We start from the raw sequence: 19,859 nt of genomic DNA on the forward strand, positions 1-19,859 counted from the left end.
GACTAGCTCAATCGGACTGCGTCAATCGGCGTGCACGGCTAATTGGTCGAACCTGACAAACGTGAATCCATCCATACCGGGCACGAACACGCGCACCGTCAGCAGGGGTGTGGGCTCATTATCGAACACGATCACCTCGGTGGTGTCGGGTGGCAGCTCGGCCGGCCATCCCGCATCGTCGGTCGGCTCGCTCACCAGCAGCTTGGCGGTCCGGCCCTTGAGCCCCGTCTGGTCGACTCGCACGGGTTCCCAGTCGTCCGGCTGATCGACACCGCCCTCCCCGAAAAGCCGAAAGGCGCGATCCGCGATATCTGCCTGGTTGTCGGGCGTCATCTCCCATGCCTCGGCATCGATACCGAGGAACGGGTACAGAACTCCGGTCGGTGTGCCTTTTCGCACGGTCACGACGGCCGCATTCCACAGGTCCTGTGCCGGGAGGACGCCCTCGTTCCGGATGGCTTCCATGATGTCCTCAATCGCGCCATGGCAATTCGTCGGACCGGGGTACCACCGACGCCCGACGAATCGGAAACCCGACGACGTCACGACACCCTCATCGATATAGATGAAGTACACATAGCGGTCCCACTCAGCGGCATTCAGGCGGCTGTCGGCGTGGAGGAGCTCGGCTATCCGGTCGACGTCGTGCTGGCTCATCTCACTCCCTACTTAAGCTTCTTGGTTATCTCAGGTGTGGGCAGTCGCGTGAACTTTTGGCCGCCGGTGTTGTCGAAGGTCTTCCGGTTGAAATACACGGTCTCGTCGGTTCCGGCCTTGTTGACGACCCACTCGACCGCGACCTTATCAGGGCGTTCCGAGGGCGGAATGAGGTCGATTCGGGCGTATACCTCGCCGCCGCGGTCGATGAATACCCCCCATTCGTTCTCCACCGTCTTAAATGCGCCACGGTTGAAATTCAATTCCTGCGGAAAGAGATTCGCGAACTCTTGATCCAGGGTGAATCGGAACGCCGACATGTGTCCGGCATCGTCACCGGCATGACTGGAACTGACCGCTCCCTGCGCGCTGGTCTCACTGCTCGGACGCTCGGGTACCGGATCAAACGTCTGCCGGTGGAGGAAGTCGACGCGGGCGGGGTGGCCATCCAGCACAGTGAAAACCGCAGTATTTCGCCCGACGGTTACCTCTACCTCCCTGACCGCCGAATCCGGGAATTCCAGATGGGTGCCGCGCGTGAAATCACGTTCAATTCGGGTGCGCGATACATCGGTGGTGTCAGGGTGCCCGAGAATGCCGTCTCGAGGAACTCCTGGTTCACCCAAGTGGCTTTCCCAGGCGTAGTGCCGTTCGGTTACGCCGGGACGCACCTCGCGGGTGCTGATTGGATCGCCGGGTCCGTCATCAACCATGTAGCGCTTGGGCTTCTTCGACTGCTCGGCTTCGGCAGCGGGCTCGGTGGTGTGATCGGGTGGTGGGCCATGATCGCCATCGGGCGCTCGTGCGCCGATATTGTCCTGGGCTCGAATGTCCGGCAGGTCACCAGGATTCCTGGGGTCGATACCCAGCCCCTCGTTGACGCTCTGACGGCTGGCGGTCGACTTCTCGATGATGCGTTCGTAAAGCTCTCGTCCTTGGTAACCCTCCGACGAGTATTTCGCGACGACCTGGTCCCAGCTTCGGTTCGGGCTGTCCCGGTTGAGGTCCGACGCAGCTTGCCGATCGACCATCAGTTCCCGCGCCCACGAACGCAATTCGTTCCGCATATCGACCATGGCCCGGGCGCGGGTCTCGGGGTCGACGCCGCGCGACACCATATCGTCGTGCATGGCGTTCATCCGCTGCTCACCGTTGAGATAGACGGTGCGAGTCTGGTGGCCGTCGAGGGTGCCCGGGTGATATCCGGGAAGGTCTAGCCGGTTCGAGATGTGGTCGGACGGATAGTCGTACGGTGGAACATCATTGGCGCTGTCGACCTCGGTGCGGTCATGGGGTACGCCGGAGTCGGGCGAATCCGCTATACGCACTCCATCATCGCCGTGCGATGCGGCCCGTTCGACGGGGGACATCGGATGCACCGGCTGTCCGTCCGGATGGAATTCCGCCATCTGGGTGCGCGCGACCCGGTCGAGCCCGTGGGGTGGCCATGGATGCGGTGTGCGGTCGGGTCCGTCGTACACCAAGGGGCGGTTCGGATCCCGAGGATTGGGCTCGACGGAATAGGTATGCGATCCGGGATGCCCTTGGGTGAGACCTTCGGCGCGGTAGGTGTCGACAACGATGACGCTGCGGCCCTCACGGGTGGCGGCCAGGATATCGGCGGGTGTCGCATCGCGTAGGCGGGTTCCCAGGGCCTGTTCATAGTCGGAGCGCGGCGTCCCCTCGCCACCGTGGTCCTTGACTTGTTCTACGGTCGTGTTGGGATGCCGGTCCTGGAAGCCGTCAATGGTCTGTCGCGCACATTCGTTGGGGCCGGGGTATCGCGCGCCGGCGCCGTCTCCATGGTCAACCGCTCGTGCATCCGGAACATGATGTGCCGCCTCTAGATCGATCTGATCCGCACGGTTGTTACTACCGCTGTCCACTGGCTCTGGACCGTCACGCGGGGTATGCGGCGCATCCGTCTCGACGTCCCTTGCCGGGGTGTGATCGGCGCCGGTCTCGTGCACGGGGCTTGCCTCGGATTTGGCGTGGGGCGCCATCTCCGGGGTTCGTGAGATGTCTGCGCCCGAAGTCTTCGCGACGGGCGCCGCAGCATCTTTAACCCCGGCAGCCGGGGCGCCCGCGTGTGATGACGCTGCCGTGTTGGCGTGCGATGACCCTGCGGAACTCGTTGCCGTCGTTGATGACTGCTGTTGTGCATGCGGTGGTGGCGTGGAGGATCCGGCGGGATGGGATGGGCTAGCCGCGGAAGAGGACGGGGTTGTCGCGCCGGCCTGGTTCGGCGCCGTGCCAGACCGCGGCGCCCCGTCCTGCGACAAGGAGGGTTGTCCAGACCTGATCGGATCGCTTGGGATGGAGGACGATTCAGTGCGTGGCTGAGCAGCGGACTCGGTCGATTCACCTGTGTGTCTGGCCGCCGCGGTATCCGTGCCGGTGTGCCCGTTCTCGGGCGTCGCACCGTTTGTCCGGGCAGCTGCCTCTGCGGGGCCGCGATCGCCCACCGACGCGCGCGCCGCCGGCTCGCTCGGACCGCCACCGGTGGTTCGCATGACGTGGTTGTCCACCGATCGGTGCATGAGCCCGGCCGTGGCCGCGCCACCGAAGATCATGGTGGGGTCGAAAGTGACGCCTTCCCGGTACGTCATCAAGGCCGCGGTGCCGGCGACGTTTGCGCCCACGCCGGTGGAGTATCCACGGAAGGCCGATGAGGCCACCCTCGCGAACGGCGAGTTCCCGCGGGCGATCAGGCGGCTCAGTCCGGGGGCGATCATGTGCCCCGTGGCGGCACCAACCGTGCTGGCCACCGCCGTATCGATCAGCCGGTCCACGTCATACCCGTGCCGGGTTCCGAGCGCGTTCTGCAATGTTTGAATGCCGAAGTCTTGGCTGCCTGCGATCGCCAGCTGAATCCCGACCGACTTGACGAGTCGCTTGACCGCAGTCTTGGTGAACGCCTTGGCCGCGGTCTCAAGAATCCGCTTGAGCAGCCACGCACCGAGCTGCCTGATCGTACTGATAGTGATGGCCTCGACGACGGGAATCTCCGCAAGGGACCCGCCGAAGGTCTCGGGTGCAGCCGCTATCGCGAAACTGATCTGGACGGCCGCGATGGCCAGCGTGGAGAGGACCAGCATCTTGATGTACTGGATCTCGGTTCCGTGCATACCGGCCATCTCGCCGATGGCCTCCAACGCCTGGGCGAGCTTATCCAGCGAGTAGTCACCGTCGAAGAGTTTGGCGAATTCCGCATCGATTGCGTTGGCGGATTGGCCAATTACCGCATGTGTGGTCTCCGCGCGCACTCGATTGGTTTCCGGGATGAGGTCCCTGAATTCACTGGCTGACGCCTGCCAGGCAGCCTTCAACCGCTGCATGGCGTCTTCGTCGCCCTCGGGCCACTCCGATCCGGCCAGATAGGAGACCCATTGCAGCCAACCGGGTATCTCGATGGTCACGAGGAACTTTCTTCGGGCTAGGCGCGGTCGGTGCCCTCGAGATTATTGGCGGTGAGGTTGATGCCCGTGGCGTACTGGTCGAGCAGGTCGGTCTTCGCGTCGACGGATCCGTGCACCCAATTCACCTGTGCGAGATAACCCTCTGCGCCGTTGGCGAATGCTCTGCCATCCTTGCTGCCGCCCCAGGCGGCCCCTTCGGTATTGGTCTTGTCGACGAGCCGCGACAGCACATCCTTGTAGCGCTCGCTCACGCTATCGAGATGCCTTGCGACACCACGCAGTTCGCTCGGGGTCAGCTCGGTATCGTCACCCACCATCGGATCCTTTCGTCATGACGTGGCTCAACCCCTGACCCGATGCCAGGGGTTGTCGTTGCCGTCGTCGGGGAATGTCGGTTCACGCTCGAGGCTCAGACGCTCGGGGGAGTCCGGCGGCGCAGTCGACACCGACGGGATCCTGGATTCGAAGTCATGCAGGTCGGGTGCGCCGTGCAGAATTTCCGATAGAGGAGGAAGTTCGGCACGGCGGTCCAACAGCGGCTCCATCAGTGCCGCGGCGCGGCGGTTGACGTCCTGTGCCGCGAGTTGGGCCGCATACGTAATGTCTTGGCCGAGTTCTTCAAAGTCGTATTCGTCGAGATACTCCGGATCGATCTTTGTTTCGACCACGACACCCCGCGCGTTTACCGACACCTGAACCATGCCGTCGGCTACCGCCGCGGTGGCGGTGAGGGCCGCCTGCTGCCGCTGTACGACGGCGATATCGGCAAGTTGCTCCTGAGCGACCGCCATGATTTCGGTGAAGTCGACACCTGGGCGTTCATTCACCATTCGAAGACAGGCCAATCTTGCCTCGTCGGTACTGCCATGGGGGTGATTCTTCCAGACTGTCGGGGGCGCGCGCTCAGTAACAGCGAATCCAACCGCTAGGCGCATGCAGCAACGCCGAATGGAAAAGCCGATCCGATCAATATTTCGTTTACCTGCTGGACATTTGGATGTCAGATCAGTATTTTTTGCATCAAAGATGGCTAACACCAAACATGTTAGGGTCGCACATGACCATTCAGATCCCGGGGTATCTGCAATGGGTTTCGTATCTGGTGGGGTCGGAGTGGCCGAAGGGCGACGAGGATGCCATGTTCCGCATCGGCAACGACTGGCGTACGTCCTCAGACGATATGACGGGACTAATACCCGAGCTGAACCGAATGCGTGCGAGCACCATGGAGGTGCTTCAGGGGCAGACCGCCGGCGCGGCAGATAAGCAGTTCAAGCTGCTATTCGACGGGGAAGCCTCCGTCGATAAGCTCGCCAAAGCAATGGCGGCACTTGGTGATCTCTCGGATGGTACCGGCAAGAGCATCGAGTACACCAAGCTACAAATCCTGACCTCGTTGGCGATCGCGGCGTTTGAGATCTCCTGGGCTCTTGCGCAGACATCGGTGACGTTCGGCGCCTCCGCCGCGGCAATCCCAGTTATCGAAGGAGCCACCTCGATCACCATTCGTCAGGTGGTGGCGATGCTGATGCGGCAGATCATGACCGACCTGGGAAAGACGCTGACGAAGACCACGGTCAGCCGGATCGTCAAGAAGACCGGCGTCGAAATGTCCGAGGCAGTCGGGCAGGAACTCTTTGTCCAGGGCATACAGCAGTCCAAGGGGCACCAGAACGGTTACAACTGGCAGAAGGTCGGCATCGTCGCGGTGGCGAACGGCGCGGGCGGTGCCACACAGGGCACCGTGGGGATCGTAGGCAACCGTTGGGTCGCGAAGACCGGTATGAATCCCTACGTCTCGGGAACACTCGTGGGGTACAGCTCGGGTGTCGCCAAGAAGATCGTCGGTCAGGTATCCACCGGTCAGCCCGTGGATATCGTGTCCGCTTTGGGTTCTGCCAGCACTGCCGCCACTGGTGGCATCAGGGGCGGACGGGGAGCACGGGCGAGCGCCGCACGGGCCGATGCGGACACCGCTGCTGCGGCTTCCGCGTAAGGGAACGGGCATTCGATGGACAACGACGCGCTACGCCACGAGCTCGTCGATGCATTGGCGCTCGTCCAAGAACATATGAATGACCTTGCGGCCCTTGAGGAAAAGCGCGCTGCCTTGTCCGCAACCGTGACAGTCGCCGACGCTACCGTCGCGGTGACCGTGGACGCCGACGGCGTCGTCATTCAGACAGTTGTGGATGAGTCGTACATCGACGAACACGACCTGACCGACTTGGGAAGCTACGTCACCGCGGCCGCACAGGAAGCCGCCAACGATGTGGAGTGGCAGCTAGCGGAGATGCTCCAACCGATCGCGGAACGACGCGAACAGTTCCCGTCATTATCCGAAATCGTCAACGGCGCACCTGATATCAGGGAGCTGGTACCGGACTTCTTTAAGATTCAACACAGCCCCTACCCGACAGCGAGGAGCAAGCGATGAGCCAACCGTTGGGTGTCACACCCGCCGACTTACGGGCGACCTCCCGGTATCTCGCCGATGTCAGCTCCCGGATGAAGGGAGTGCGGACATCGCTGGAGGGAATGCTCGGCGGCGAGGGGGAAGCGTGGGGACATGACAAGATCGGCGGTCGGTTCGCCAATGGTGGTCATGGTTATAAGTCCCAATTGAATTGGGTCAATGGATCGATTGACGCCAAGACCGACCTGCTCGACTACTACGCCGACAGCCTCAAGAAAACTGCCGACACCCTCGAGCAGGGCGACTCCACCTGGTAGCCCGAGACAGACCGTGAATTACAGGTTCAACATCTGATCGGATGACGGCGAGTCGGAAGACTGTTGGGCCGGAGCGGAATCGCGCCGTCCACCCGGCGCAGCGGAATCGGGCTGCCACGACGAGTGTCGAGATGGCACCCGGCGACGCGGCGGAGCCGGCTGTGCTTCCTCGGCGGGTGGAGGTGTGTCGCCGAGTACGGGGACAACCGTATCCGGGTCGCCGATGAGCTCCGAACCGTTCTGACGCGACCGGAGCGCCTTGTTGGCCTTGTGTTCCTTGCCTTCTGCTCCTTTCGCTCCGGTGGGTCCGCCACCCATACCGGGCGCACCCCCCATAGCGCCGGAGGCAGAACTGGCTGCCGCAGGCACCCCCGCGCGGGAACCGCCGGAGTTGGATGACGCCTGTGGTGAAGACAGCCGTGCCCCGGGTTCATGTGCACCCGCGCCGCCGATGCCGCCACCAGAGCCGCCACCGATGCCCTTTGGCACGGGTGCCTTGTTGCCCAGTCCGAGCGCGCCTTCCTTGAGACCCGAGAAAGGCTTCTGCCCCTGCGCGGCGCTCGCAGCCTGTTGTGCCGCCTGTTGCGCGGCCCCCAGTGCGGAATTGAGGCCCTGGGTCATTCCCTGCAGTGCCGACTGAGCCGCCGACGTCAGATCCTGAGATCCGGAGCTCGTCGAAGGCTTGTTCGTGTTGTTGTTCTGCGAGGGGTCTGTTGTCTTGTTATCGCCGGGTTCGGTTTGGTCACCTGGGAGGATGGGGGTGTTCCCCTTGAGCTGGTTCTCCAGTTCCTTCGGGTCAAACGCCGGCTTGCCCGCACCGGGTGTGTTGAGGGCAGGCGTTCCGCTGCCGGGTGTACCTCCGGGTAAACCACCGGGGTTGCTTCCGGGAACGCTGGGACCTGGGGTCGGCTGTCCGTAGGTCATGTTCGGCGGCGAGGGAAGATTGGGGAAATTCTCCACCACTGCAACGACTGTCGGGTTGTACGTGTCCTTGAAGAGCTGTACCGCCAAGTGGTAGTCGGCGATGGAGCGCTTGATCTGCTCCATCTCTTTGAGGGCATCGGCCGCCGTGACGTAACCGTCGCTGTTGTTCCGCAGACGGCCCCCGCCGTCGAGGTGATACTTCGAATTGAACTCGCCGATCCGCTGATCGAGCCGCTCCTTGTTGAAGTTTCCCGAGTCGATCAGCTGGTCGTTGGCATCGTTGGGGAATCGGTCCCGGATGCTGGTAAATGCGTCGCTCAGCACCTTCAAGCGATTCGCGAGCGCATCGGAAGACGGAGTGAAGTCGAAAATCGATGTCTTGGTGACCTGTTCGGAGGCGGTCTCGGCGGCCTCGGCGCTCTCTCCGGACCACTTGCCGGAGATCGCGCCACCCACCTGGGTCTTGAAGTCCTCGGAGGCCGTCTTCAAGGTGTTGCCGTGGTCCCGCCACGCCGTCCCAGTGGTGTTGAGCTGGTCGGGCTTCAGTGCGTCCTTTTCGCGGCGTAGGTCGGTGAAGTTCCGGCTCTCCCAGTTGAGAGCCTGGGGACCGTGTAAACCTCTTTGAACCTCCTGGGCCACACTGTGATCGGAAAGCAAGCCGGGTACCTCGCCGAGCAGCTTGCTGTCGGGTGTGTACTTCTTCTGGTCGTTATCGGTCTTAACGGCATCGGCGGGCAGCTGCACGAACTTGCCATCGGGCCCGACCAGGGCGGCACGCTTGGAATAGTTCGGATTCGTCACCCACGCGTTGTCGTAGACAGCACCGCTCTTGCCTTCCTCATTGGTGCTGGTGCCCATGGTGGCACCCACGTAGTTTCCAAATCCGCCCATGATTCGCTACCTTCTGTCGGCGATCGTCTCAGTTTTGGTCGGTCTGCTGAGCGGCAGTTGCCGCGTCGCGGGCCGTCTTGACGAAGTCCTTGGTCTGACTGAGCTGCTCGCTCAGATACTTGGTGAGCGTGGTGCCGCGCGCATCGAAAGCCTTCTTCAGCAGCACGGCCAACGGATTATCCGGCGTGCCATACCCTTCGGTGTTGTCGAGGGTGTCGTTGATCATTGTGGTCAGGCTGTTCTCGTAGGGGGCGATCGTCTTGTCGATCGCGGGAATTGCCGACGGGTCGAGGTAAAGCTTCTTGTTGCCGGTGGCAGCGTCGAGGGAAGCCCAGGGGTTAGTCATGATTCTCCTCATTGGTGATCGGTTCTACAGAGACGTTGATGGGTAGCGTCACATCCTTTTCGATCCGGACGAGGACCGCTGCGGAGTTGACGAAGTTTCCGGCTGAGAACAGCATGACGAGATCGCCGACCTTCGCGATCTTGTTGTTCATCAGGTACGCGAGATTCACACAGAAGTCGGACACCGTCAGATGGCCGAATCGAGCACCGAAGTCATGCAACGCGGGGTTCGGCTTCAGCTGCGACTGCTTGGCAATCAACTCGGTGACGTAGGACGGCTCGATGAAACACGGTGCAAACAAATCGATTTCGCTGGGGTCGACGCCAACGCGTTCATAGCAATCGACGACGGTGGCGATGGCACTGCGAAAGCTTGCCATGGCGTTGTTTGCCGCGGCTTCCGGATAGCGAGAGTTGTGCTCCTCGAATCGAGCCAGATAGCCTGCCAATTCTGGGAACACGGGATCGTCGATGCCGAAATCGGCTCGGCTGCGCATGGCATCGGCTGAGGCATTATATGAGCGCGTTGCCCCGGAGAGGATCCTCGCGAATCCGTCGTGCTTATTCAGGATCGCGCAGAAGGCGTTGTCGCCCAGTAGGGAACCTTCGACGATCGGACTGGCCGCGTATTCGTATCGGTCGAAGTAGAAGATCGAGTCACCGCCGGTGACCATCGCGTAATCGCCATTCCACCCCGCCTCGAGCACGGCATCGGCCAACATGACTCCGAACAGCCCGCCGGAACAGAACTGCCGGATCTCGGCGGCCCCGCCCGCGGAATCCCTGCCGAGGACCGATCGTTGCAGCGAGTTGTGGATCGGCCACAGGTGCTCACCCTGATACAGCGTTCCGCAATGAAATGAGGCCGCGAGGTTGTCCGCGGCAATCGCGAGTAGCGACGAATCGATCTGGTGGGCAGCGGCTTCCACCATTTCATGAACCGACGGCATCTCCGGGGCATTAGTCGTGAGATGACGTGGTCGGCCCTCGGCATCCGTACCGTCAGGTACATAGGCCGACACCATGCTCAGGTATGCCATCGTCGCTTAGTCCGATCCCGCCGAAAGTCGTTCCGCGGCTTTCATCTGCAGCTCTTCCACCCGCCGGAAGGCGTCGAGGAGGTTGGGGACGGTCGCCGGAACCACCTGGAATTCCTCGGCTCCCTCGTTGACCAGATACGCGCCATCGTCGGTAAGGTTGACCAGCGTGAGGTAGCTCGGGTTCCGGAGTTCGTAATCCAGACTGAAGTCAGCGGAACCTGCCAACAGGATCGACGCGGTGATGTCCGTTTCGTCAAAGAGCTGTGATGGCGTCTCGTTCTCGTATCGCCCCTTCTTGGCAGGGCGCGTTCCCGGCGTGTATTCGGGAAATGCTTCCAGCACCACCTGCGGGAAGTCGACGTTCGCGCAGCCGATGATCTGTACGTCCTCGCCGAAAATCGTCTGCTCACTGGGGTCTTGGGTGATCACGGCGCAGTATCCGGTTGTCCCGATGACACCGAACAGCCGGTACAACCGCTGGTCCTGGCCTTCTTCGATCCGCCCGAATCCCTGCATCATGAAGGCGGGAAACCGCAGCGCTTCGAGGATCCGTACGCGGTTCTCGTTTAAACTCTCGCGTAACCGACTCAGTGCGGCGGCTCTATCGGCCTCCACTTCGGACATGTATTGCTGCCGGTTTCGGTAGGAGAGCGGAAACGGCATGTTGTCAAGGCCGAGAGCCTCCCAGATGCATCTGAACTCGAAGCCGGTCATGAACCATGGCTCCACATTGAAACGCACGGGCGCAAGCTCGTCGGTGATCATGCTGGATTGCCTTTAGCCACTAGATATCTCCCTCGCTCGAACCGTCCGGCCGGGTGGGCTCGGTGTGTGATTGCTGTGCCGAGCCCACCTGGGGCGGGTGTTAGAACTGTGCGGCGTTGGCTGCGTCCATGGCTTGCATGGTTTCTTGTTTTTCGCGGGCTTGTTGTTGGGTGTTGTGTAGGTCGGTGATGCAGTTGTCCATCATTTGGGCGACGTTGATGTGGGCCTGGTGTAGTGCTTGTTGGCCTTGGCCGGTGTAGACCTCGCCGAGCTGGCGGAACAGGGTTTCGATTTCTTGTTTGGCTTCTTCGGCTTTTTGCAGTCCGCCGGTGATGCCGTCGATGGCGGAGTGGTTGGCTTCGAATTGGTAGACGATCTCGCTCATATGCTTTGTCCTCTCGGTTTTTAGCGGGCGCCGTCGTTGGAGGCGACGCTGTTCATGTGGGTTTCGGCTTTGTTGACGAGTTCGGTGAGGGTTTTGATCAGCACATCGAAGTCATCGGTTTGGCTTGAGGACTGCTGGAAGTACAGCGATGAGGCGTCGCCTTTCCAGGTGCTGCGGACCATCTCATCGACCGAGTTCTTGATTTCGGTGAGCTTGCCGGCGATGGATTGCACGGTTTGGTGCATGGTGTCGGCCTTGGACTTGGCCTCGGCGTGAGTGAGTGAAAGTGGTGATCCCACGGTTGGTTCCTTTCTTGGTTTTCTTTATGCGGTGACTGCTCTGTGGTGGATCCCAGCGGAATCCAGGACACCTGGCCTACTTATCGATCCCCCTCCCATCCGCCGGGCAACAACTCAACTAGCTGGCAGATGGCCTGCGAAACAGAATGATTGGAACCACCCTTGAGCGTGGCCCACACCTGCCCACTAGGAGACAAACTCGGCGCCGACACCAACCGACCCCGCTTGGTATAGAAAACCCCAACAGCCGCCGATGCCCGAACAATCCGGTCATCCACATCGAGTGTGTAGTACACGATTTCACCGAACGCCTGCCGTGACGCCAACGCCGAACCCAGAAGCATCGCGTTTCTTTGGTCGGTGCCCAAAGCGCGAATCGTGTCGGAAAGCGCGGCCGCATCATGCGTACCGTTCAATGCGGTACTGAGCACATCGATAGGGGCGCCAACAGGTTCCAGCTGTGCGGGCTCGGCGGCCGGGAGCTGGCCGAGCATTGCCTGCACCGCAATCCTCATCTCGCCGCCCGACTCGAGCTCGCGCAGGAGAATCTCGTTACCGATCCGCCGCGCCAACACACTGCGATTGCCCTTGCGAACCACGGAGATTCGTGCAGTCCCATCCGGGGTGACAAACCTGACCGCGAACTCGCGGTCAGGGCGCTGCAAGGCGCGGACCAGTTCGATGAGCTCTGGAACCACCAACCCGTCGACGATGAGGCCGTCGTCGGTGAGGTCGGTAGTTGCCGCATCGAAAGCTGCGTCCAAGGACGGCTGGGTGGCATACCGGGGACGAACAGCAAGAACAGTGGGGAATCCTTGTGCACCAATGCGACTGGCGACGACTTGGAGTTCGTCATCGGTCAGTCGGACTTCCGATCGCAGCGCCGTGGTCATTGCGACTCCCTCTCGCCACCGATGACTGGCGGCGAGACCCAGCGGTCGGAAACCTGTTCCAGGGTGCGTTCGTCGTCGGGTGCCCAGTTCTCCGGTGCGGGTTCCGCGGGAACTGCCAGTTCGTCGAAGAGAGCACTGGTCGGCGACCAGCTGACATTCGACACGATGAACGGCGATTGGTTCTCGGCCGTCGCAGGCAGCCAGCCCTGACTACCGTCCGAAAGCCCGGAGGCCGCCTCGCCACCTCCGTCAAGTGTGGAAGCCGGTTGCACGGAATCGAATTCACGATCGTGCCCGAGACCTCGGGCCGCCCCCGCCATCGGTGCATACGGCGCGCCACCCATGCCGCCTCCGCCGCCGGAGACCGGGCCGCCTCCGAAACCGACGCCTTGAAGCTGCGCGCGCGCATTGCTCGACGTGACCGTGCGATCCTGACGAGCCAGGAGAGGTGCGGGGGGCAATCCCGCGCCACCGTATCCGCCGCCCCCGCCGGCCGCGGCCTTTTCGGCGGCGTTCTTGGCCTCCGTCTCGGCCTTGAGCGCCGCGCCGGACACGACCTCCGGGGGAGGGGGTTCTTCCCATGGTGTCGCGAGTGGAGTGACAGCCTCCTCATACTGGGCCATGACCTGGGCGGCGTTGGCCTGATCGGCAGTGGCCTGCTCATCGAACTCGGCGAACGTCCCGGTCAGGACCGCGCCGTTGTATGCCTCGAGTGAGGCCATCATGTCGTGGCGGGCCTTGTTTTCAACCGCCTCGGTGACGCTCGGCATCGCCAGCACCGCAACGGTATTGGCTACAGCAGCCTCTTCCGCACGCTGCCCGTTGGCCGCAGCATTCAGCGCGGTCGCCTCCAGCCACTCTCCCAGGGACTCGATCCGTCCGATGACCGCGCTGGATCCGTCGCTCATCCACGCCGTGCGCAGGGTGTCGAGGATCTTCTTGTAGTCGGCCGATGCGGTGGCGAGTGCGTTGGCGATGCGCACCCATGCCGCACCTGCTTCGCCGATCGATGTGGGTCCGGGACCGTCGGTGAGGTCGCGGGCGAGCTGCTCGGTGCTACGTGAGTCCCACACCACGTCGGTGAACCCCACGTATGCCTCCCGCTGCCTCTCGTAGAACGTTCTTGTGTTGAATATCGCTGGCTAAAAACGGAAATCGGAATCGATGACTTCGGTGTTCGTTCCGTGTACGCGCAGCGCGGCCGAGATTTCGCGAAGCTCGTTCAGGCCCTGCTGGCTCGATTTCGCGTAGGAATCCCTGACCTCGTTCATCGTGGTGGCGGCGCGCACCGACACCTCGTCGCGGCCGGGCGCGACGACGGTGAGGCCGGCCTCCTCCTCGTGAAAGGTCTGTTCCAGACGGTCGGCAAGCTCATCGAGCTGCCTTGCCGCATCGGCCACACCGGTGGTGTTGATCGAGAGTCCTGAATTCGCCATGGCTTTCCTTCGTTACGTTGACAGCGAGATTTCCTGTGGTTCAGCAGATTCCGCCGCCCCGAGAACAGGAGGGGCGACCGTGCCGAGATCACCGACGATCTCGTCACCCTGGCCGGTGGTGTGCAGGAAGTCCGGTGAGCTGTGCCCGCCGCTCGCGTTGGCGCGACTGGCGCCGGCGGGCATCATTCCCATGCCACCACCGGCCGGTCCACCGGCCATTCCGACACCCGATACACGCGGCGCGGAGGGCGCGAGCCGTGCGGCCTCGGTCGCACCCGAGAGTCCTGCGACATTGGTTCCTGCGCGCGGCACAAGGCTCTGGATCGGCGCGCTACCTCCAGTGCCGCCTCCACCGAGGCCTCCGTTGGAGGAGAAGGCCTTCGTACCCGCAGCCGTTGATCCCGCCGCGGTTGATCCCGCAGCCGTTGACACGGCCTGACCGATCGCACCGGTACCCGAGCTGAGCGCCTGGGATCCGGCGCTGATTCCGGAGGACATGGCACTGGTCGCCGCCTGGAGGGCCGGGCTCATCATCTGATACCCCAACTGCGCCACATTGATTGGGTTACCCGCTGTGGTGACCGCTGCGGCGTTTCCGGCGAGTGCGGCCTGCGTGGTGGTCATCACCGTGGCGGCCTTGGTGACGGCCGTCGCCGCGGCGGTGAAAATTGCAGGGATCGTGAACGGCACTCCCGTCAGCAGCTGAGTGAACGTGGCCTGAAATTCGACGATGATCTGGATGATCTGGGCGCGTGCCTCTGCCGCGGTCGCTGCGGCCTGTGCGGCGTTGGACTTGAGGACCTGCGACTGCTGCGACACCTCCGCGCCGTTTTGCGCCGCGAGTTCGGTGCCTTTTTCGGCGGAGCTCGCCGCCGGTCCCTGCCAGCCCGAGCCGGAACTTTGGGCGGCCGATTTCATCGACGATGAGGCGCTTTCCACCGCCTTGGAGACACCGTCGAAGGCAGATGTCGGATTCATCCCCTGAAACAGCCCGCTGCCCAGCGTGCCCAGCGCCTGGGTGACGGGAGAGATCAGCGCCGACGGATCGAGTGGGTTCGACTGCGCGGGGTCGGCTGTGTCGGTCCGCTCCTGATTCTCTTGCGTGGGATCGCTTCCAGCCTCCGGGTTTGCGGGAATTCCAAGCTTCTTCAGGATTTCCTGGACGGGCTGGTTGAGATAGTCGGCGAGATTCTGCTCGGCAGCCGCTATCACCGGACCCGGGTCGTATCCGGGCAGCTGTTGAGCGACGGCCCCGGTGGAATACGGGGCGAGAGGAACTGGTGGTGGGTTGACTTCAGCCATAGCGGAATGAATTAGAGGGCGGAGTCCACGTTTACGTACCCGGACTTGGATACTTCGGTGGCGCCGCCTATGGCCCCATGAAGGGCACCCACCATGAGCGTTGCCGCCTGGTTGTTCACCTGCGCTGGAGCAAACGCCGCGAGGAACACGGCGCCGATTGGGCCCACGGCGCCCAGGACACTGGCCTGCATTCCCATCGCGTCATACGTGCCCGCCGCACTGATCATTTGTCCCGCACCAACGGCGGTTGCCGAGATCGTCTCCATGGCAGTCGGAACGGCTGTCAGGTCTTTGCTCATCGGTATCACCCATCGGAATCGTTTCGTTTCGCTCTTAGCCGGTGATGATCTACGACTGCTGATGAGCATAGCTACGGCTCACCGGCTGCACCAGTTATCAGAGGTTAATTTCTGGTTCATCAAAATTGTCGGTTGCTAGGGCTATCGGACGATATGTCGCTGTCGGGTAGATCGCGCACATCGGATAGTACAGCGAGTTGACTTGCCGTCGCCGACACGCTCGAAATTGCCTACTACGGCCGCAGTTTCCTCAACGAAGTGACCTGTAGTGCACAGACTTTAAACATTGAGCTAACATTCGGCGACCATCATGGAAAGTGAATGTCGGATGGGGGTGCGGAGTCGCCGCAGCTCTGATGGAAATCAACATTGCAGAGTCGGTCGGCCAAGCGAAAGCCCACGAGTCTGCCGTCTCATCGACTTATGTGCCGCCGCGTGGCGTAGGCAAGGTAGCCGTTATTAGCTCGTTATATTCGCGGTAATTAGCTTGGATCGGGTGTGAAGGTGGAGCCATCCCATTTCGTCAGGGGCTGGTGCCGTAGCTCTTGGAACCGTTTGTTGAATTCCGCGCTGAGGAATTGTTGCCGCTCCAGCGACACGCGCAGAGCCGCCTGAGCGGTCTCCACGATGAGTTTGGCCAACTCGTCCGCAGGCATCCGCTGTGCCTGGCTACTGAGCCACAACCCCAGCATCGCCCCCGAGGCGTTGACCTTCACCTTCACCGCCTGGTTCTGGCTGACCATCTCCACCGAAATCGACTTGCACTCGTCGTTCATGGCCTGCAGCAGGTCGCGCTGCTTGAGAATGCGTGCGATCACCGAATCCGCGAGACCGCTCATACCGATCGCATCCAGGTCAACGGGGGCTCGTCATCGGATCCCATGATGGCTTCCTCGGCCACCGCCAGTTCGTCTTCGGTGGCCAGCTCCATGACTCTGACGATCTCGGCGCCGTACGGCTCCTGCAGGATCTCGCGGCGGCGGGCGACCTGCTGGCGCATTGCCGACAACCGGCACAGTGCGAAGATCTCGTCGGCTAGCGCCTGTGGTGGCTTAGCCAATTCGCGCTGATCGATCTTGAGACTCACCGGCAGACCCTGCTCGGTGGTTACCACCGAGATCGAGCCGGTGCGGGATCGCACCGAACGCTGCGAGGACATTGGCATCTCCCTTAAGCTGCTGGTTGAGTACGGGGGATTATTTGGTTGGGTAACCAGTCTTGATACCCGGGCGCTAGCTACTGAGTAGGATCGAACTCTACGACGATTTGGCGATTGAGGAAGGGGAGGGGGACGTTGCCCAAGCAGGATCGTGGTGCGCCCGCCCGTCCTCCGTGGCTGCCCGAAGAAGACGAACAACGAGGCTTTCTTCGTTCGTTGAGGCGCAAGAAGCGTAACGAGGGTGAGGACGCGTCCGACGAGGATTCGTTAACCCGCGAGACGGAGCACACCTCCGGGCCCAAGGTTCCTGCGTTGAAACAGGACGCCGAGACGGTTCTACCGCCCGTTGAGCACGCAGCCGTCGTACCGACCGAAGAAAAGCCAAACGGCGCCAAGTCAGTTCCCGATGCCTCCAAGTACTACACGCCGGCACGCACGCCGGCGCCAGTCGACGAGAAGCCGTCGACGGCCGAGTCGAATGCGATTGCCCCGAAGCCTGTTTCGGAGGTGCCGCGGATCATCGCGAGCCCAATTCCGGAGATGAAGCCGGAGCCATGGCCAATACCGCAGGTGGAGCAGTCGATGCCACCCTCGTCTCTCGCACCCCCGGTAATTCCGGTGCCCGAGCCTGTCGCAGCCGAGCCGGCCCCTGTCGCGGAGGAAGTCACTCCCGGACCGGTCGAGCCGGTGTCCTCGGTGGAGACTCCCGTGGAGGTGGATCCGTCGGAGACCGCGCAGGAGCCTGTTCAGCCGGAAGAGGCGAGCCGACCGGCGCCCACCACCGATGCGAGTGGTGACGTGGACCCGTTCTCGCGGTTCAGCGTTCTCGAGGCCAAGCTCCGCCAGATGAGCCTCGACGAGAGCATCACCGATGGTGAGCTCGAACGGCGCCAACGCCACGCAATACCCGCACCGGAGCCTGAAAGTGAACCGGAGGCCCCCGCTGCCCTCAGCTTCACACCACCAGAGGTCGTTGACGACGCTCCCGATCTCGTCGAAGACGTGGCGGAGGCGCTACAAGCAGCAGAGCCCGCTCCGGCGCCCGCCCTCGCCTTCACGCCGCCGGCGGCCGCCGCCGACGCTCCCGAAGCGATTGACGATGCGCCTGAGGCAGTCGCGGAGAATGTTCCCGAGACGGCCGAACTAGGGCACGTCGAGGCCGCCACCGAGGTCGAGGCCACCCCGAACGACGAGCCTGAGTCGGTGCCCGCGGAGCCGGAACCAACCGCGGGGCTCACCGCAGACTTTGTGCCCCAGGCGCCGGAGGCGGACGCCGATATCGTCGGAGATTTCGTCCCCCAGAACGCCGTGGTCGAAGCGCCTTCCGAAACGGCTGCACCGTCGGGCGAGCCCGTGACCGAGGTTGACGATGTCGATGCCAGGGCAGCCGCATTGCTGCTTCGCATCGAGGCTAAACGTGCCGAGCTCGATGAGGAATTGGCCGCACACGATGCGGCTGAGTCGGAGATCCTGGCAGAGCCCGAGCCGGAACCGATGCAATTCACCCCGATGGTGGCGCCATGGGCCGCGACAGAGGAGCCCGCACCCGTCGAGATTCAATCTCGCGACGACGTGAGCACTGAAAACGTCGCCGAGGAACCGGTCGAGCCCGAACTGACCGCATCGCCCGACCCCGAGCCGGTGGCCGAGGAAACGTCGGCGGCGTCCGCAATCGAGGACCTGGCCGCCCCAGGGCCCGAATTGCCGGTCCAGCTGGAGGTTTCGGCGCCTCAGGCGGTTGATCCGCAGCCCGCCGGGGATATCGCCAAAGTTGAGCCCGAACTGTCGGTCGAAGTTCCTGCGGTACCCGCCGTGCCCGAGCCGTCCGTCGTTGTTGAATCTGAGCCTGCCGTCGAAGACACTGCAGGCACCGCGGACGTTGCAGAGGGGGACAAGCCACAGCGTCAGCCGGGTCGCCGACTTGCGCCGCCGCCGTGGCAGATTCCCTCCGCGATGCAGCCCGCTCCGACGCCGGAACCACCGGCGCAACCCGCGTATTACGTGCCGCCGCCACAGCTCCAACAGCCGGGGCCGCTTCAGCCGCAACCGCAACCACCGATGCAGCAGCAGCCTGCTGCGCAGGCGCCACCAGGATGGAACCCGCGGCAGCCCTACCCGGGGCAGTGGTCACAGGGCGCTCCTCAAGCGCCGCAACCCTATGGCGGGCAACAGCTTCCGCCGCAACAGCCTCCGCAACCCACGAGTGTTCAGGGTCAATGGCAGTGGGTGCCGCAGCAGCCGCAGGCGCATCAACCTCCTCCGCAGCAGGTACCGCCACCCTCGGTGCAGCAGGAGCCGCCCGCTGGGTACGTGCCTTCGCCGCAGGCTACTGCCCCTCCTGTCAACTACCGTGCGCCGCAGGCATATCGGATGCCGCCTTCGCTCGACGAGGCAGAGGTTGTCAACCGCAGTCGTTACGCACCGCGGTCCGGCTGGCGCAAGGCGGTGCACAGGTCCACCGCGGGTCGTGTTAACCCAGGAGACTCGCGTAAGGACCGTGAAAACGACCAGCTGCTGGCCAGTATCCGTCAGCCGATTCTTGGTGACTACCGAATCGCGGTGCTGTCCATCAAGGGTGGCGTTGGAAAGACAACTACCACATTGGGATTGGGTTCGGCATTCGCAACGATCCGTACCGATCGGATCATTGCCGTGGACGCCAACCCCGACCGTGGAACCCTGGCGGAACGTGTGCGCGACCATTCGACGCAATCCACCGTTCGCGATCTGCTCAACGATCAGAACATCAGAAGTTACGCCGATGTGCGCAATCACACCCGGATGGCGACCAGCCGCCTGGAAGTGCTTGCCAGTGAACAGGATCCAGCGGTATCGGAAGCCTTCGGTGAGGTTGACTACCGCAACACGATCGACATTCTGCAGCGGTACTACAACATCATCCTGACGGACTGTGGCACCGGAATCATGCACTCGGCGATGGCCGGAGTGCTCGACCTTGCACACACCATCGTGCTGGTGAGCTCACCAGCCATGGATTCCGCGCGTAGCGCCTCGGCGACGCTCGATTGGCTTATGCAGCACGGACATTCGGGGCTAGTACGCGAGGCGCACGTTGTCTTGAGTGCCTCACGTCCTGGATCGGCCGGGATCAAGCTCGACAAGGTCTACGAGCATTTCGAGGCGCGTTGCCGGTCTATTCACATGATCCCGTTCGATCCGCACCTCGCCGAAGGCGCCGATGTCGACTTCAACCTCCTCAATGCGGATACCAATGAGGCGTATCTCGGGCTGGCCGGCGCGATTTCCGAGAGTTTCCCACGACTTCGCATGCGCGGCGACGAGCAGCGATAA

General features: G+C 62.6%; 21 protein-coding genes. 4 read left to right on the top strand and 17 right to left on the bottom strand.

What is annotated here, in order from left to right:
- Positions 1 to 21: 21 nt before the first annotated feature.
- From MLB1_RS16280 to MLB1_RS16295, 4 genes are read right to left on the bottom strand one after another with little or no spacing between them, the layout of a single operon-like run.
- Positions 22 to 657: a hypothetical protein gene (locus MLB1_RS16280; RefSeq protein WP_180750896.1), complete on the bottom strand. Its 636-nt coding sequence runs from the start codon at positions 655 to 657 to the stop codon at positions 22 to 24.
- Between the two features lie 8 nt (positions 658 to 665).
- On the bottom strand, positions 666 to 4,076 hold the full coding sequence (locus MLB1_RS24285; protein ID WP_180750897.1) for a DNA/RNA non-specific endonuclease: 3,411 nt from the start codon (positions 4,074 to 4,076) through the stop codon (positions 666 to 668).
- A 17-nt stretch (positions 4,077 to 4,093) separates the two neighbouring features.
- Complete coding sequence (locus MLB1_RS16290; RefSeq protein ID WP_180750898.1) at positions 4,094 to 4,393, bottom strand: hypothetical protein; 300 nt, start codon at positions 4,391 to 4,393, stop codon at positions 4,094 to 4,096.
- 24 nt (positions 4,394 to 4,417) lie between these two features.
- Positions 4,418 to 4,906 (bottom strand): YbaB/EbfC family nucleoid-associated protein, encoded by a 489-nt coding sequence (locus MLB1_RS16295; RefSeq protein WP_180750899.1) that lies wholly within the window; start codon positions 4,904 to 4,906, stop codon positions 4,418 to 4,420.
- Positions 4,907 to 5,133: 227 nt separating this feature from the next.
- On the opposite strand from MLB1_RS16295, the gene MLB1_RS16300 reads away from it, so the two are divergent.
- The 3 genes from MLB1_RS16300 to MLB1_RS16310 are packed head-to-tail and all read left to right on the top strand — an operon-like array spanning position 5,134 to position 6,809.
- Positions 5,134 to 6,072, top strand: a complete 939-nt coding sequence (locus MLB1_RS16300; protein ID WP_180750900.1) for a hypothetical protein — start codon at positions 5,134 to 5,136, stop codon at positions 6,070 to 6,072.
- A gap of 15 nt (positions 6,073 to 6,087) precedes the next feature.
- Positions 6,088 to 6,513 (top strand): YbaB/EbfC family nucleoid-associated protein, encoded by a 426-nt coding sequence (locus MLB1_RS16305; RefSeq protein WP_180750901.1) that lies wholly within the window; start codon positions 6,088 to 6,090, stop codon positions 6,511 to 6,513.
- Positions 6,510 to 6,809: a hypothetical protein gene (locus tag MLB1_RS16310; RefSeq protein ID WP_180750902.1), complete on the top strand. Its 300-nt coding sequence runs from the start codon at positions 6,510 to 6,512 to the stop codon at positions 6,807 to 6,809. Before MLB1_RS16305 ends, MLB1_RS16310 begins: the two co-directional genes overlap by 4 nt.
- An 18-nt stretch (positions 6,810 to 6,827) precedes the next feature.
- On the opposite strand, the gene MLB1_RS16315 is transcribed toward MLB1_RS16310, so the two are convergent.
- The 13 genes from MLB1_RS16315 to MLB1_RS16375 all read right to left on the bottom strand — a co-directional run bounded on the left by MLB1_RS16315 (position 6,828) and on the right by MLB1_RS16375 (position 16,547).
- On the bottom strand, positions 6,828 to 8,624 hold the full coding sequence (locus MLB1_RS16315; protein ID WP_180750903.1) for a hypothetical protein: 1,797 nt from the start codon (positions 8,622 to 8,624) through the stop codon (positions 6,828 to 6,830).
- Positions 8,625 to 8,652: 28 nt separating this feature from the next.
- Positions 8,653 to 8,970, bottom strand: a complete 318-nt coding sequence (locus MLB1_RS16320; protein ID WP_180750904.1) for a hypothetical protein — start codon at positions 8,968 to 8,970, stop codon at positions 8,653 to 8,655.
- Positions 8,963 to 10,009 (bottom strand): 3-oxoacyl-[acyl-carrier-protein] synthase III C-terminal domain-containing protein, encoded by a 1,047-nt coding sequence (locus MLB1_RS16325; protein ID WP_180750905.1) that lies wholly within the window; start codon positions 10,007 to 10,009, stop codon positions 8,963 to 8,965. The genes MLB1_RS16320 and MLB1_RS16325 overlap by 8 nt, the downstream gene beginning before the upstream one ends.
- A gap of 6 nt (positions 10,010 to 10,015) precedes the next feature.
- Positions 10,016 to 10,774 (bottom strand): ESX secretion-associated protein EspG, encoded by a 759-nt coding sequence (locus MLB1_RS16330; protein WP_180750906.1) that lies wholly within the window; start codon positions 10,772 to 10,774, stop codon positions 10,016 to 10,018.
- A 100-nt stretch (positions 10,775 to 10,874) separates the two neighbouring features.
- Positions 10,875 to 11,159, bottom strand: coding sequence for a hypothetical protein (locus tag MLB1_RS16335; protein WP_180750888.1), 285 nt, complete (start codon positions 11,157 to 11,159; stop codon positions 10,875 to 10,877).
- A 20-nt stretch (positions 11,160 to 11,179) separates the two neighbouring features.
- Complete coding sequence (locus MLB1_RS16340; protein WP_180750889.1) at positions 11,180 to 11,458, bottom strand: WXG100 family type VII secretion target; 279 nt, start codon at positions 11,456 to 11,458, stop codon at positions 11,180 to 11,182.
- A gap of 80 nt (positions 11,459 to 11,538) precedes the next feature.
- Positions 11,539 to 12,351, bottom strand: a complete 813-nt coding sequence (locus MLB1_RS16345) for an ESX secretion-associated protein EspG (RefSeq protein ID WP_180750907.1) — start codon at positions 12,349 to 12,351, stop codon at positions 11,539 to 11,541.
- The gene (locus MLB1_RS16350) at positions 12,348 to 13,442 is read right to left on the bottom strand and encodes a PPE domain-containing protein (RefSeq protein ID WP_180750908.1); all 1,095 of its coding nucleotides are present in this window, start codon (positions 13,440 to 13,442) and stop codon (positions 12,348 to 12,350) included. Before MLB1_RS16350 ends, MLB1_RS16345 begins: the two co-directional genes overlap by 4 nt.
- A gap of 51 nt (positions 13,443 to 13,493) precedes the next feature.
- Positions 13,494 to 13,787, bottom strand: coding sequence for a PE family protein (locus MLB1_RS16355; protein ID WP_180750909.1), 294 nt, complete (start codon positions 13,785 to 13,787; stop codon positions 13,494 to 13,496).
- Positions 13,788 to 13,799: 12 nt separating this feature from the next.
- A complete protein-coding gene (locus MLB1_RS16360; RefSeq protein ID WP_180750910.1) occupies positions 13,800 to 15,089 on the bottom strand; it encodes a hypothetical protein in 1,290 nt (429 codons plus the stop codon).
- Between the two features lie 11 nt (positions 15,090 to 15,100).
- A complete protein-coding gene (locus MLB1_RS16365; RefSeq protein WP_180750911.1) occupies positions 15,101 to 15,388 on the bottom strand; it encodes a hypothetical protein in 288 nt (95 codons plus the stop codon).
- Positions 15,389 to 15,870: 482 nt separating this feature from the next.
- Positions 15,871 to 16,227 carry a YbaB/EbfC family nucleoid-associated protein gene (locus MLB1_RS16370; protein ID WP_219603224.1) on the bottom strand — a complete coding sequence of 119 codons (357 nt, stop codon included), beginning with the start codon at positions 16,225 to 16,227 and terminating at the stop codon, positions 15,871 to 15,873.
- On the bottom strand, positions 16,224 to 16,547 hold the full coding sequence (locus MLB1_RS16375) for a hypothetical protein (protein ID WP_219603225.1): 324 nt from the start codon (positions 16,545 to 16,547) through the stop codon (positions 16,224 to 16,226). The genes MLB1_RS16370 and MLB1_RS16375 overlap by 4 nt, the downstream gene beginning before the upstream one ends.
- Before the next feature lie 135 nt (positions 16,548 to 16,682).
- Here MLB1_RS16375 and MLB1_RS16380 point away from each other — a divergent pair, with 135 nt between their 5' ends.
- On the top strand, positions 16,683 to 19,859 hold the full coding sequence (locus tag MLB1_RS16380; RefSeq protein WP_180750912.1) for an AAA family ATPase: 3,177 nt from the start codon (positions 16,683 to 16,685) through the stop codon (positions 19,857 to 19,859).

It is taken from the genome of Mycobacteroides sp. LB1, assembly GCF_013449725.1.
In the GTDB taxonomy this organism is placed as follows: domain Bacteria; phylum Actinomycetota; class Actinomycetes; order Mycobacteriales; family Mycobacteriaceae; genus Mycobacterium.

Bases quoted from the DNA above. Each gene is read 5' to 3' on its own strand.
- MLB1_RS16280 (WP_180750896.1), bottom strand. From the start codon at position 657: ATGAGCCAGCACGACGTCGACCGGATAGCCGAGCTCCTCCACGCCGAC.
- MLB1_RS16290 (WP_180750898.1), bottom strand. From the start codon at position 4,393: ATGGTGGGTGACGATACCGAGCTGACCCCGAGCGAACTGCGTGGTGTC.
- MLB1_RS16295 (WP_180750899.1), bottom strand. From the start codon at position 4,906: ATGGTGAATGAACGCCCAGGTGTCGACTTCACCGAAATCATGGCGGTC.
- MLB1_RS16300 (WP_180750900.1), top strand. From the start codon at position 5,134: ATGACCATTCAGATCCCGGGGTATCTGCAATGGGTTTCGTATCTGGTG.
- MLB1_RS16305 (WP_180750901.1), top strand. From the start codon at position 6,088: ATGGACAACGACGCGCTACGCCACGAGCTCGTCGATGCATTGGCGCTC.
- MLB1_RS16310 (WP_180750902.1), top strand. From the start codon at position 6,510: ATGAGCCAACCGTTGGGTGTCACACCCGCCGACTTACGGGCGACCTCC.
- MLB1_RS16315 (WP_180750903.1), bottom strand. From the start codon at position 8,624: ATGGGCGGATTTGGAAACTACGTGGGTGCCACCATGGGCACCAGCACC.
- MLB1_RS16320 (WP_180750904.1), bottom strand. From the start codon at position 8,970: ATGACTAACCCCTGGGCTTCCCTCGACGCTGCCACCGGCAACAAGAAG.
- MLB1_RS16325 (WP_180750905.1), bottom strand. From the start codon at position 10,009: ATGGCATACCTGAGCATGGTGTCGGCCTATGTACCTGACGGTACGGAT.
- MLB1_RS16330 (WP_180750906.1), bottom strand. From the start codon at position 10,774: ATGATCACCGACGAGCTTGCGCCCGTGCGTTTCAATGTGGAGCCATGG.
- MLB1_RS16335 (WP_180750888.1), bottom strand. From the start codon at position 11,159: ATGAGCGAGATCGTCTACCAATTCGAAGCCAACCACTCCGCCATCGAC.
- MLB1_RS16345 (WP_180750907.1), bottom strand. From the start codon at position 12,351: ATGACCACGGCGCTGCGATCGGAAGTCCGACTGACCGATGACGAACTC.
- MLB1_RS16355 (WP_180750909.1), bottom strand. From the start codon at position 13,787: ATGGCGAATTCAGGACTCTCGATCAACACCACCGGTGTGGCCGATGCG.
- MLB1_RS16360 (WP_180750910.1), bottom strand. From the start codon at position 15,089: ATGGCTGAAGTCAACCCACCACCAGTTCCTCTCGCCCCGTATTCCACC.
- MLB1_RS16365 (WP_180750911.1), bottom strand. From the start codon at position 15,388: ATGAGCAAAGACCTGACAGCCGTTCCGACTGCCATGGAGACGATCTCG.
- MLB1_RS16370 (WP_219603224.1), bottom strand. From the start codon at position 16,227: ATGAGCGGTCTCGCGGATTCGGTGATCGCACGCATTCTCAAGCAGCGC.
- MLB1_RS16375 (WP_219603225.1), bottom strand. From the start codon at position 16,547: ATGTCCTCGCAGCGTTCGGTGCGATCCCGCACCGGCTCGATCTCGGTG.